Annotated in this window: 10 protein-coding genes; 1 reads left to right on the top strand and 9 read right to left on the bottom strand. The window is 70.8% G+C overall.

Going from position 1 to position 12,691, the window contains the following annotated elements:
- From FCK90_RS03275 to FCK90_RS03245, 7 genes are all read right to left on the bottom strand, one after another.
- Window positions 1-485: hypothetical protein (locus tag FCK90_RS03275; protein ID WP_220433255.1), on the bottom strand; the 485-nt coding region annotated here is incomplete at its 3' end.
- Window positions 486-686: 201 nt separating this feature from the next.
- Window positions 687-1,502 (bottom strand): MBL fold metallo-hydrolase, encoded by an 816-nt coding sequence (locus FCK90_RS03270; protein ID WP_158032853.1) that lies wholly within the window; start codon window positions 1,500-1,502, stop codon window positions 687-689.
- Window positions 1,499-2,014: an SRPBCC family protein gene (locus FCK90_RS03265; RefSeq protein ID WP_158032852.1), complete on the bottom strand. Its 516-nt coding sequence runs from the start codon at window positions 2,012-2,014 to the stop codon at window positions 1,499-1,501. The genes FCK90_RS03270 and FCK90_RS03265 overlap by 4 nt, the downstream gene beginning before the upstream one ends.
- Window positions 2,015-2,023: 9 nt before the next feature.
- The gene (gene tgt / locus FCK90_RS03260; protein ID WP_158032851.1) at window positions 2,024-3,361 is read right to left on the bottom strand and encodes a tRNA guanosine(34) transglycosylase Tgt; all 1,338 of its coding nucleotides are present in this window, start codon (window positions 3,359-3,361) and stop codon (window positions 2,024-2,026) included.
- A complete protein-coding gene (locus tag FCK90_RS03255) occupies window positions 3,358-3,900 on the bottom strand; it encodes an NUDIX hydrolase family protein (protein ID WP_158032850.1) in 543 nt (180 codons plus the stop codon). Before FCK90_RS03255 ends, tgt begins: the two co-directional genes overlap by 4 nt.
- A gap of 82 nt (window positions 3,901-3,982) precedes the next feature.
- Window positions 3,983-5,191 (bottom strand): glycoside hydrolase family 76 protein, encoded by a 1,209-nt coding sequence (locus FCK90_RS03250; RefSeq protein WP_158032849.1) that lies wholly within the window; start codon window positions 5,189-5,191, stop codon window positions 3,983-3,985.
- 16 nt (window positions 5,192-5,207) lie between these two features.
- Window positions 5,208-6,161, bottom strand: coding sequence for a pseudouridine synthase (locus FCK90_RS03245; RefSeq protein ID WP_246179939.1), 954 nt, complete (start codon window positions 6,159-6,161; stop codon window positions 5,208-5,210).
- 162 nt (window positions 6,162-6,323) lie between these two features.
- On the opposite strand from FCK90_RS03245, the gene idi reads away from it, so the two are divergent.
- On the top strand, window positions 6,324-6,908 hold the full coding sequence (gene idi, locus FCK90_RS03240) for an isopentenyl-diphosphate Delta-isomerase (RefSeq protein ID WP_158032848.1): 585 nt from the start codon (window positions 6,324-6,326) through the stop codon (window positions 6,906-6,908).
- Between the two features lie 51 nt (window positions 6,909-6,959).
- Here the strand turns inward: idi and FCK90_RS03235 are convergent, their stop codons facing one another.
- Both FCK90_RS03235 and FCK90_RS03230 read right to left on the bottom strand, forming a co-directional pair.
- Complete coding sequence (locus FCK90_RS03235) at window positions 6,960-11,900, bottom strand: Lhr family helicase (RefSeq protein ID WP_158032847.1); 4,941 nt, start codon at window positions 11,898-11,900, stop codon at window positions 6,960-6,962.
- A complete protein-coding gene (locus FCK90_RS03230) occupies window positions 11,893-12,654 on the bottom strand; it encodes a DUF4232 domain-containing protein (protein WP_158032846.1) in 762 nt (253 codons plus the stop codon). Before FCK90_RS03230 ends, FCK90_RS03235 begins: the two co-directional genes overlap by 8 nt.
- Window positions 12,655-12,691 lie beyond the last annotated feature (37 nt).

Below are 12,691 nucleotides of genomic sequence, written 5' to 3'. Positions count from 1 at the left end.
GCCACCGCGATTTCTGCGGCCACATCACCAACCACCACATCCACCGACCCATACGCCACAGCCGCGGCCGAGGCCCCCGGCCCGGCGGTAGCTAGGCGATCGGGCAGGGTCTCACCCCGGCGCGCCAACGCCGCCTCGTACAGGTCTGCGGTCAACCGCAGCAGCTGGCCCCTGGCGGCGGCCTCCACCCGCGCGGCCGCCTGAATACCGGCCACCAGCTGCCGGGCGGTCTCCCCATCGAGGAACGACAGCTCCAGGGGCTCCTGGGTAGGGGCAGTACCAGCAGTGCCGGGCGTAGGGGCGTCGGCGTCGTTGTTTCGCCCATCACCTTCGACACCGCCGAGGGAACCGGCGATGGGGCCCTGCCCCAGACCGGAAGGAACCCCGTTCCCGCCGGTGTTCCCAGCGCCAACGCTGGTGGCGGGAACCTCGTTCCCCTCAGCGTCTTCGAAGGGCCCGAACCCCTTCTGACCTGCCCCGTTCATGCTCCCAGCCTCCCACGAGGGTCAGACAACACAAGCCCGAAAACAACCCAGAACAGACCCCCGGAAACAATTCACAAAAGGAAATTTCACTTGCTCAGCACACCGAACGGCACGGGCGGGAGCTAAGAACCGGAGCGACCTGTCTCTTTGTCCTGACTCAGGCAGAGATCCCGCAGAGAGCATGCAAGGTCTCGAACCGCTCTACAGCGCCAAGTACGCCACCTGTGCCTCGATCGAACGCATCGCCGCACGGCGCGCACCTTCCGGGACATCGGCGTAGATGTGATCTGTCAGCTGCTCGACCGTGGCTCCGGCACCCAGATCACGCTGGGCTTCCCGGACCTGGTCTATCCGTGACAGCCGATGCTCCCGGAGCATCCGGCACGTCTCGGTCAGGTCTGCCAGAGGTTCCCCGTGCCCCGGTAGCCCGATCGTGGGCCCCGGGCCTTCCGCCAGTGCTTCGAGGCGATCGAGGGTGTCCAGGTATTCGGCCAGGGTGCCGTCGGGGTGATCGATCATCGTGGTGCCCCGGCCCAGGACGGTGTCTCCGGTGAGCACCATCGTTTTGGGCCGGCCTGCGGAGTCAGGGTCGAAATCCTCTGTAATTACAAAACTCAGCGAATCGGATGTGTGCCCCGGCGTATGGATCACCTGGATCTGCAGGCCCCCGGCGGTGAGCACCTCACCGCCGTGCAATGGTTCCCCGTCCCGGCAGTGCTCCTCCAGATGAGCCCGTACCGGCGCGTCCGTGCGTTCGTACAGCGCGGCGATAGCCTCCGTGTGATCCCCATGGCGGTGCGTGATCAGCACGAGTTCGATCGGCCCCGCCGCGACCAGCTCGTCCAGGTGCTCTTCCAGATCAGGTCCCGGGTCCACGACGACGGCGCCGCCCCCGCCTCCGCTCGCCCCGTGGCGCGGTGCCTGCAGGATCCAGGTGTTCGTGCCGTCGAGCGTCATCGCGCCGGGGTTGTCCGCCCGGATCACGGAGACCGAGTCGGTGAGGTACTGCCTGGTCATGCGCCCGGCTCCGCTACCAGGTACTGCGCCAGCCGATCCAGGGAACTGGACCACGCCGCGCGTGCGTGGTCGTGCACGGTCTCCGGGAGGGGGCCCTGGGTCAGGGTGACCCGGGTAGTGTGGGCCCCGTGAGAGGTCACAGAGTCGTCCGGGCTGGCTATCGGGTCCAGCTCGCATCGCAGGATCACTACGTGCTGACTCGGCTGGCCCTCATGATCCGGGATGAACTCGTGGATCTCCAGCAGCCGGTCCTGCATCATCCCCGCGTGACGCCCGTGGATCGGCGCCGTCTGCCCGGGATCCTCGTCGAAGGTCATCCGGAAGGATCGCGCGCCTCCGGGGACGGCGTCCAGATCGATGCTCGCGGGGTCCACCGACCATCCTGCCGGGCCGTACCACTGGGCCAGGGCCGTGGCATCGATGAAGGCGCGGAACACCGCGTCCGCGCCATGGGGCAGATCGCGGGTCAGCGTCCAGGTCTGGTCAGCGGGTACGGCATCGAGTGCGGACATGGATCGAGCTTACGGGTGATTACCGCCGTAGTAGGTGCTCATGGTCCGGTTCCGGTATTCGATGTATGAGCCGTCGTTCATGGCCTGGCGGGCGCGGTCCACCAGGCGCACCGTGAACCGCTCGTTGTGGATCGAGGTCAGTGTGGCCGCCAGGCGTTCCTTCGCCTTGAAGAGGTGATGGACGTAGGCGCGGGTGTAGTGGGCGCAGGTGTAGCAGTCGCAGTCCTCGTCGAGCGGGGTGAAGTCCCGCTTGAACCGGGCCCCCGTGATATTGAACCTGCCCCGCGGATGATAGGCCGCCCCGGTGCGCGCCACGCGCGTGGGGGAGACGCAGTCGAAGGTATCGGCGCCGGCCTCCAGCGCCACGAAGATGTCGTTGGGCTCCGAGATGCCCAGCAGGTGACGGGGCTTGTCCTCGGGCAGTTCCTCCGAGCACCAGCCCACGATCGTGCCCAGGTTCTCCTTCTCCAGGGCACCGCCGATACCGAAACCGTCGAACTCCATGGCGCCGAGGTCCTGGCAGGCCTTGCGGCGCAGGTCCTCGTACTGCGCCCCCTGGATCACCCCGAACAGCGCCTGATAGGGCCGGTGGGACCGCGCCGCCGTGAGCCTCTGATGCTCGGCGATGCAGCGGATCGCCCACAGCCGCGTGCGCTCCAGCGCCTGCTCCTGATACCCGCGGGAGTTGTGCAGGGTGGTCAGCTCGTCGAAGGCGAACATGATGTCCGCCCCGATCCCGTGCTGGACCTGCATGGAGATCTCGGGGGTGAACCGGTGCCGGTCGCCGTTGAGATGGGAGGTGAACGTGACACCGTCGTTGTCCACGGCGGCCAGGCGCTGCTTGCCGGCAGCGACGTCGTCGTCGCCGACCTGGCCCGACGAGCCCGCGGTGGACATGTCGATGACCTTCTTGAACCCGGACCCCAGGGACATCACCTGGAAACCTCCGGAATCCGTGAAGGTGGGGCCGTCCCAGTTCATGAACCGGCCCAGGCCGCCGGCCTCGTCCAGGAGGTCGTGCCCGGGGCGCAGGTAGAGGTGGTAGGCGTTGGCCAGCAGCGCCTGGGCCCCCAGGTCCTTCATGGCCTCCGGCAGCACGGCCTTGACGGTGGCCGCCGTGGCCACGGGGATGAACGCCGGGGTCTGGATCTCACCGTGAGGGGTGGTGATGGTGCCCGTGCGGCCCAGCCAGGGGCCGTCGTCGCCGCTGGGCTGCGGGGAGGTCTCGCTCAGCCGCCGGTCGACGGTGAAACCGAAGGCGCCGCGCGCGGACTCCCACTGCCGGACCCCCTGATCTGCCGGGTCCGTGACGTGATCGACGGCACCGATGTCAGCGCTCGCGCTCATCGGCCCCAGCCCACGTGGGCCAGGGCCTGCTCGACCAGACGCCCGCGCCCGCCGGCGAACTCCGCCTGGACATCGGGGCTGAGCGCCTCCTCCGGCGTGAGCCAGGACAGCTGCAGGGCGTCGGCCCGCGGGGAGAAATCGCCGCGCACCGCCACCACGTAGTTCAGGGCCACGGCGTGCTGGCGGTCGTCCGTGAAACCGGTCTCCGAGGGATGGGGGAAGTACTCCGTCACGGAGAACGGGACGGTCGACGGCGGTAGCTGCGGCATGGCCAGTGGCCCCAGATCCTTCTCCAGGTGACGCAGCAGCGCGGCCCGGATGGTCTCCCGGTAGAGCACCCTGCCGGAGACCAGGGCGCGTTCCAGCGTCCCGTTGGCGTTGGGCTGGAGCAGCAGCCCCACGTCGGTCACGCATCCCAGCGGATCCAGCTGCACCGGTACGGCCTGGATATAGACCATCGGCAGACGACGCCGGGCCTCGCGGAGGTCATCCTCGTTGAGCCAGCCTGGGGTGGGGTCCGGGGTGCGAACGGAACTCATAGGTGTTTTCTACCTCATTCACGCAGCGGGCGGGAGGCGGCGCTCGGCGTTCAGCGGTGAGCGCACGGGCTGGCCCGGAGGCTCATACGCGCGGGGAGAGTCCCGCAGCCGCCTCCAGGGCGGTCCAGGCCTGGATCTGGTGGCCCAGTTCCAGGCTCCTGCCCACCGGCTGGGAGATGTCGGCGTGCACCAAAGGGTCCGGGGAGAAGATCGCCAGGACACGGGCGGGCTCCGGCTGCGCCTCGGGGTCGTTGAAGTCCAGGTCCGGGTCGAACTCCCGGCGTCCCTCCCACAGGGCGTCGGCGGTATCGACGACCAGCCGCCGGGCCGCCTGCCGGGTCTCGGAGTCGAGCGCTTCGGATCGTGCGGCCAGCGCCAGATACCGGGCGAGAATGCCCGTGAAGAGCCCCGCGTCCCCGGCGCCGTGGGTGCGCAGCACGCGCCGTCCATCCACGGCCCGGCCGAACTCGGCGTCCGCCCCCTCCACGATCTCCGCTGCGAACCCGGCCCATTCCCTCGCCTCGCCGCCGTCGGAGGACTCGGCGAGTTCGACGGCGGCGCCCAGCGCCGGCCCGGAATTATAGGTGTAGACGGAGCTGTCCAGCGTGGTGCCGGGTTCGCCGTCACCGGCCGGGACGATCTTGAGGCCGTCGTGGAAGACCTGCCGCTGCGAGTTCCACAGATTGCCCCGCAGCCAGTTCAGCAGGGCGGCCGATTCCTCCCGCGCGTGGGTGCGCGCGGCGATCAGCGCCGCCGGTCCCGTGGTGGCGGTGTTCTTGTACGTGCGCTCGCGGGTCCAGAACACGCCGCCGTCCAGGTCCTGGGTGTGCGCGGCGCGCAGGCTCCTGAGCAGTTGCGCGCCCGTCGCCGCCACCCCGCGGGGAACCCGGCCCGCGGACTCGTCCAGATCCCGCAGGCGTCCGACGGCGAGCATCAGCCAGGCCATGTCGTCGTAGTAGTTGTTCAGGGTGACCTGGCCGCCGTTCCGCACGGTGATCCCGCGCAGCAGCTGATGGGCGAGCTTGCGGGTCGGCCCGGGGTCCTGCCCGGTGGCGGACTCGCGGTAGGCGGCATCTATGAGGGCGTCCATCAGGTGCGCCTGCCACCAGTAGTGCCACGTGGTGGAGCGCCGGCTGGGGTGCGGGAACGCCACGGCGCCCAACCAGGTCCCGGGCATGCCGAACACCCGTTCACCGAAGAGGGTCTCCACCGAGCGCGCAGCGAGTGCCGCCCGCTCGCGACGGTCCCCGGCGGCACCGGGAACGACGGATTCGGCAAGGTGGTGGCTCATGGGACTCCTCGGCGGGTCAGGTGGACGGACGGTGCGGCTCCCACAGCGTAGCCAGCGTCCGCCCGCTGGTGAACTCGAGCGGCTCCCCGGTCACCGGATGGCGTATCCCCAGGCTCCTGGCCAGCAGCTGGAGCGGTCGGGACAGATCGCCGGGGTCCCTTTCGCGGGCCACCGGGTAGAGCGGATCCCACCGGATCGGCACTCCCAGCGCGTCGAGATGGACGCGCAGCTGATGGGTCTGCCCCGTGAGGGGCGTCAGGCGAAGCGCGCCCCAGAGGCCGTCGGCGTCGGTCCAGGGCCGGGGCTCCAGCGGCTCGATACGGGTCACCGCGTTGACCGGCCCGTCGATTTCCCCGGCCTGCAGGCGACCGCGGGTCTTCTCGATGCGGCTCTCCCGGCTGGGCGGCAGCCGCTGCAGCGTCTCGGGCGAGGGGAGGGCGACGACGGCCTCGTAGGTCTTGGTGGTCCTGCGCGCCTGGAACTGCCGTTGCACCGCACCCCGAACGGCCGGATCGCGGGTCAGGAGCAGGGTTCCCGCCGTGTCCCGGTCCAGGCGATGGGCCGGTGCGAGGTCCTGCTCCTCCCGGCGGTGCCGCAGGATCGTGAGCGCGGTCTGCGCCACGAAGCGGCCGCGCGGAGTAGTGGGCAGCCCGTGAGGCTTGTCGACCACCAGCAGCCATGGATCCTCGTAGAGCACGGGGAGATCGTGGGGGAGCTCCGGCTCGTCGGGGAGCGGTCGGTGGTACCAGATGGCGCCGCCACGGCAGGGGTCGGCGGGCAGCGCCGGGGCGCCGTCGTCGTAGACGACGCCGTCGCCGCGGAACAGCTCCGCGGCCTCTCCCGCCGACCGCGGAAAACGGCGCATCAGGTAGGACCGGACGGATTCGCCGGTCTCCGGAAGCCGGACCCTGACCGCGTCCACGCCATCGCGGGCGAGGAGAGGGGAAACGGGGCGTCGACGGCGGGGCACCTCTCGATTTTCACACTTCGAACACGGAAAAGTGCATCAATGCCCCTCCACCATGTCCTTATCCGTGTTCAACGTGCGGGGAGGGGCCGCGCTCGGGCATCCTGGAACCAGCCGGTACATCGACAGCGTGCTGGACGCACTCCGGGAGCCATGAGGGAGCCGATGCCTGAGCCGACCAGCGCACGACCGACCAGCGCACGATCGTCCACGGTCGAGGAGGTCATCCTCCTGGACGCGCAATACCGGCCCATCGGAACCGCGCCGAAGGCGACGGTGCACACGGAGAACACGCCGCTGCACTTCGCCTTCTCCTGCTGGGTTCTCGACGACGACGGCCGGGTCCTGCTCACCCGCCGGGCCCTGAGCAAGAAGACCTGGCCGGGGGTCTGGACCAACTCCTTCTGCGGGCATCCCGGTCCGGGCGAGGACCCCCGAGAGGCCGTGGCCCGACGGGCACGACAGGAACTCGGCCTGGAGATCGGTGATCTGACCGAGGTCCTGCCGGATTTCTCGTACCGCGCGGTGGATGCGTCGGGCATCGTGGAGAACGAGTTCTGCCCGGTGTGGACCGCCCGCGCCGCATCGGCACTGCGCGTCCAGCCCTCCGAGATCGCCGAGACCACGTGGGTGGAGCCGGCGGATCTGCTGACCGCGGCACGAGGTATCCCTCGGGTGTTCAGCCCCTGGCTGGTCGAGGAGATCGCTGAGGCGCCTTTGCAACGGGCTCTGGGCGTCCACGGGCGCTGAGGCGGCGCCGTTGTGGCAGCGTCGCTCAGGCAGTGCCGTTGTGGCAGCGCCTCAGACACCGCGGCGCATCCGCAATCCCTTCGGCGTCGTCGAGAACCCTGCGGTCACGAGCGCGTCGCGCACCGTGCTCTCCAGAGGCCCGGAGCCCAGGACACCGTGGCCGTTGACCTTCTCCACGGTCAGCTTCTCCGCGGCCCCCGCATGCACGAGATCCACAACGGCCGGGGCGCACATGCGGATCCTCGCGGGATCGTCGTCGAAGACCAGGACCGTGCGCCCTCCTCGCTCGAAGTAGAGGACGGGGGAGCCGTCCACGGAGACCACCACGGCACCCGCCTTGCGTCCGGGACGATGCCCCGTGCCGTTCTCGGTCGTGATCACGGGTGGCCAGGACAGCGTGGCGCCCCAGGGGCTGGCGGGATCCGTGGCCGCGAGGGCCAGGACCTGGGGTTCGCGCGGCTTGGTGCGTGCCTGCTCGTCGTCGGCGAAACCTCGCAGCCGGTCGACCGTGGAGGATTGCGCGAACTGTGCCGCGCCCAGCCCCTCGATGAAATACCCGCGCCGGGTCTGACCGGCGTCCTCGATGGCGGTCAGCACCCGGTAGATCCCCGAGAAGCCCCCGGGGAGATCCTCGGCCTCGACCGCTCCGCGGGTCAGCACGCCGTAGCGATCCAGCAGCAGCTCCGCCCCGGCGCTGGCGCGCATCGTGGCGTCCAGGGAGTCGGGAACCAGCAGCGACCAGCGGCCCGAGGACTGCAGGGCCACCGAGGACCGCGGCCCTCCCGCAGCCGTGGCCGGCTGACGGGGGCGCAGCCGTGCCGCGCCGCGCCGTCCCGCCGAGCGGGTCACCGGGGCACGGGGCTTCTGCTTGTGCGCTCCGCCCCCTCCGGTCACGAGCGCGCGGACGGGGGCGAAGGTGTCGTTGGTGATCAGCCCGGCCCATACGAGCTCCCACAGGGCGGTGGTCACGCGGGGGATGTCGGCGGGGTGGCCCCGGTCGGCCAGGGCGGTCACCAGCTGATGGCTGAAGCGTGCGGCGCCGTCGGCCAGGATCTCCAGGATCGCGGACTGCAGGGCATCCGTTACCGCGGCGGCCTTCGCCTTGAGCTCGGCCAGGGGCGGCAGCGTGAGTTCCTGAGACTCCGCCAGGTGCAGCGCCAGCCACCCGTCGTCGCCGCTGAGCGATCCGGATCCCGACCAGAGCACCTCACCGGCGGCCAGCTGCTCGTCGAGCAGGTCGGGGGAGTAGTCGTCGATCCTCGCCCTGAGGATCAGGGGCTCGAGTGCGGAGGCCGGCAGGGCCAGGCCTCCCAGCTGGTCGATCACCGTGAGCAGCCCGTCGGCTCCGCGTAGCCGGGCCTCGCGGCCCACGTACTGCCAGGAAGGGAGGAACCGGGCGTAGACCTCCGGGGGGACCGGTTCCACCTGTTCCCGCAGGGCGGCCAGGGAACGGCGGCGGATCCGGTGCAGCACCTCCTTCTCGCACCATTCGGCGGCCGGTGCCGCGGTCGTGCCGTGCTCGCCGTCCTCGCCGTGCTCGCCGGCGGCCGGCATCGCTGTCCCGGCCGGACGGAACTCGCCCTCGAGGACCCGCCGCTCGGTGGCCAGGTGCTCCAGGGTGGCACGCACGACGGCGACGCCCAGTCCCGTGCCCGCGGCCGCCTCGGCGACCGTGAACGGGCCGTGGGTCCGGGCGTACCTGCCCACCAGATCCCCGAGGGGGTCCGCGACCGGGTCCAGGAACGCGACCGGGACGCCGTGGGGAACGGGGGCCCCGAGCGCGTCCCGCAACCGGGCGGCGTCCTCCACCGCGGCCAGTTTCTGCTCCCCCGCCAGCCGCACGGGAAAGGCGCGGTTGTCCCGGACCAGGTCGTCGGCCCACCGCTCGACGACGCCGGGATCGGCACTGGGGTCGGCACTGGGACCGATGCCGGCATCGACGCCGAGTTCCGGACCGGACTCGGCGGACGGAGCCTCACCGGGCACGTCACCGGGTGCACCGGCCTCGGGCGCATCCGGGTCCCGCAGCCGCAGCGCCGCCTCCTCGACCGTCAGCGGCCCCAGGAGACGCAGCAGATCCGCGAGTCCTTCGCGTCCTCGCAGCCGCCGTGCGGGAGCCAGGTACTGCAGCTCCGCCTCGGTGCGTGAGATGACATGGGCGTCCAGCAGCTCGCGCAGTTGCGCGCGGCCCAGCAGCTCCGCCAGCAGGTCCGTGTCCAGGGAGAGGATGGCCGCCTTGCGTTCGGCCAGCGGGGAATCGCCCTCGTAGATGAACTGCCCCAGGTAACCGAACAGCAGCGTTCTGGCGAAGGCCGAGGGGCCCTCCCGGGTGGTCTCCACCACCCGGATGGTCCGCCGGGAGATCTCCCGGTGCAGTTCCTGGAGGGCCGGGAGGTCGTAGACGTCCTGCAGACATTCCCGGACGGTCTCCAGGACGATCGGGAACTGCGGGTAGCGCCTGGCCACGTCCAGCAGCTGGGCCGACCTCTGGCGCTGCTGCCACAACGGCGTGCGACGACCGGGGTCCCGCCGCGGCAGCAGCAGGGCGCGGGCCGCGCATTCGCGGAAACGCGAGGCGAACAGCGCCGACGAGCCCACCTGCTCGGTCACGACCTGCTCGAGCTCATCGGCGTCGAACAGGAAGATCTCCGCCCCGGGCGGGTCCTCGTCGGTCAACGGGATGCGCAGCACGATGCCGTCGTCGGAGGCCTGCGCAGCGCCGTCGAGGCCCCAGCGCTCCTCGATCCGCGCCCCCACGGCCAGCGCCCACGGCGCGTGGACCTGCAGGCCGAACGGGGAGTGCAGCACCACCCGCCAGTCGCCCAGCTCGTCCGGGAACCGCTCGATGATCAGAGTGCGGTCCGAGGGCACGTGGCCCACGTCCTCCTTCATCTCGGACACGTAAGTCTGGAGATTGTCCCTGGCCCACTCGTCCAGGCCGTCGGCGGTCAGCCGGTCTCCAACGACGGCGGGTTCGGCGCCGGCGATCTCCCTCAGGAACGCGCCCTGCGCCCGGCCCAGCTCCACCGGGCGGCCCAGGCCGTCGCCGTGCCAGAACGGGAGCTTGCCCGCCTGACCCGGCGCCGGGACCACGGTGACCCGGTCGTGGGTGATCTCCTCGATCCGCCAGGATGAGGCGCCCAGAGCGATGATGTCGCCGGTGCGGGACTCGTAGACCATCTCCTCGTCCAGCTCACCCACGCGTTTCGGCGCTTTGTCGTCGGCCTGCCCGGCGATATGGACGGGGAAGAGCCCCCGGTCGGGGATCGTGCCGCCGGAGGTGACGGCCAGCCGCTGGGCGCCGGGCCGTGCCGTCAGGGTGCCCTCGTCCCGGTCCCACACCACGCGAGGCCGCAGCTGGGCGAACTCGTCGGAGGGGTACCGGCCGGAGACGAGGTCGAGCACGGCGTCGAACGCGCTGCGGGGCAGGCCCAGGAAGGGAGCCGACCTGCGGACAGTGTCCCACCAGTCCTCCACCCCGATCGGCTCCAGGGCGCAGGCGGCCACGCTCTGCTGGGCCAGGACATCCAGCGGGTTGGCCGGGATGTGCAGTGCCTCCACCCTGCCCTCCAGCATCTGCTCGACCGTGACCGCGGCATCGAGCAGATCCCCCCGGTGCTTGGGGAACAGCTTCCCGATCGAGACCTCGCCCACCTGATGCCCGGCCCGGCCCACGCGCTGCAGGCCCGAGGCCGCCGAGGGCGGGGACTCGATCTGGACGACCAGGTCCACCAGCCCCATGTCGATGCCGAGTTCCAGGGAGCTGGTGGCCACCACGCAGCGCAGCTGACCGCTCTTGAGATCCTCCTCGATCAGCGTGCGCTGGTCCTTGGACACCGAACCGTGGTGGGCGCGGGCGAGGACCGGCGCTGCGCCGTCGTACCGCCCGGTCTGCCGGCTGGGCGCGTCATCGACGCCCGCGGAACCCCGGCTCATGGCATCCAGGCCCATGGAATCCAGGACGGCGCCCACGGTCTCCGCCCGCCCGCTCCGGTCCTCGGATGCCCGGGCGTCCCCGGAGTGCTCGACGCGGAAGGCGTGGATCTCGTTGAGGCGCGCGGTCAGCTTCTCGGCCAGGCCTCGGGAGTTGGCGAACACGATGGTCGAACGGTGCGCCTCCACCAGGTCCGCTACCCGTTCCTCGACGTGGGGCCAGATCGAGGCGACGTTGGCGGGCTCGTCCTCCACGGCGGCATCGCCGAAGGGGGAGGAGTCCAGCGACGACGAGGCGCTCGGACCGCCCAGCACCGTCATGTCCGGGACGGGCACGCTGACCGTGAGGTCCCAGCGTTTCTCGGACCGGGGGCGGACCACCGTCACGGGCTCGCGGCCGCCCAGGAACCGGGTCACGGTCTCCACGGGCTCCACCGTGGCGGACAGTCCGATCCGCTGGGCGGGCCGGGGCAGCAGGTCATCCAGCCGCTCCAGGGAGAGGGCCAGGTGGGCGCCGCGTTTGGTTCCCGCCACGGCGTGGATCTCGTCGAGGACGATGGTCTCCACCTCCTCCAGGGCCGTACGGGCTCTGGAGGTGAGCATCAGATAGAGGGACTCCGGCGTGGTGATCAGGATGTCCGGAGGGGAGGCGACGAGCGCTCGCCGGATGGCCTGAGGGGTGTCGCCCGAGCGCACGCCCGTGGAGAGCTCCGGTGGCTCGAGGCCCATGTTCTTGGCCGTCTGGGTGATGCCGATCAGCGGCGAGCGGAGATTGCGCTCCACATCCACGCCGAGAGCCTTGAGCGGCGAGATGTAGAGCACCTTGGTGCCCCCCGAGGGGGACTCCCGGTTCATGAGCCGGTCGATGCCCCAGAGGAAGGCGGAGAGGGTCTTGCCCGATCCGGTGGGGGCGACCACCAGGGTGTGCCGGCCGTCCGCGACGGCGTTCCAGGCGCCTTCCTGGGCGGCGGTCGGCGCACTGAAAGCTCCCTCGAACCACCGTCTGGTGGGTTCCGAGAATCGTTCCAGCGCGCCGGAGCCAGCGGGATGATCAGCCACCGAACCCCTGGATCTCCAGCTGGGCGATCTTGGGATTGCCGCAGGCCTGGGTCTGGTAGGGGATGGAGAGCGCGTCGTAGCTGTCCGGCGGGTACACCACCAGCGCCGCGGACGTGTGCGCGTTGCACACCTGGCCGTAGTCCGCCGCGTTGCTCTGCTTGAGAGAGGCCGAAGCGGATTCGCCCGGCAGCACCGTCAGCGGCGTTCCCGCCGAGCCAGCGCGCTCCGCGGGCAGGCCGATCATGGCGCCGGACTCGTCGGCGAAGGAGACCCCGGGGTACCCGTAGAGATGGCAGGCCTGCTGTCCGTCGTTGGTCAGCGTGAGGCTCAGGATCGTGGCCCCGGCGGCGCCCTCCTGAGGAGTCACCGCACCGGTGAGGTCGTGGGCCCTGCACGCCTCCACGGATGCCGCCCCGCCTCCCGGCGCGGGAGCGGCGGGATCCTCCGGCATCGCCGCGGGATCGTCGCCGGATGCATTACCCGGATCAGCGGTCCCCGAGGGGCTCTCGGCGGGCTCGGGGGAGTCGGTGTCGGTATCGGTGGGATCGGCGGCCGTTGGTTCCGTGCTCGCCGATTCCGTCCCGGTCGGTTCCGTGCTGGGAGACCGCGTGGTCGTGGGCTGCGCCGACTCCGAGGACGTGGCGCTGGTCTCCTCGGGCGGGGCGGAGCCCTCGTCGCCGCCGCATCCTGCCAGGACGAGAGCAGCGGCCAGGGTGAGGGTGGAGAGGACTGCGTGGCGCTTGCGGAGAATCATGATTGCTCCTGTGGGGGCAGGTCCGGGCGAACCGGCA

Origin of the sequence: Kocuria coralli, from assembly GCF_008831305.1 — a bacterium.
In the GTDB taxonomy this organism is placed as follows: domain Bacteria; phylum Actinomycetota; class Actinomycetes; order Actinomycetales; family Micrococcaceae; genus Kocuria; species Kocuria coralli.
This window is presented reverse-complemented; position numbering and strand designations above follow the sequence as displayed.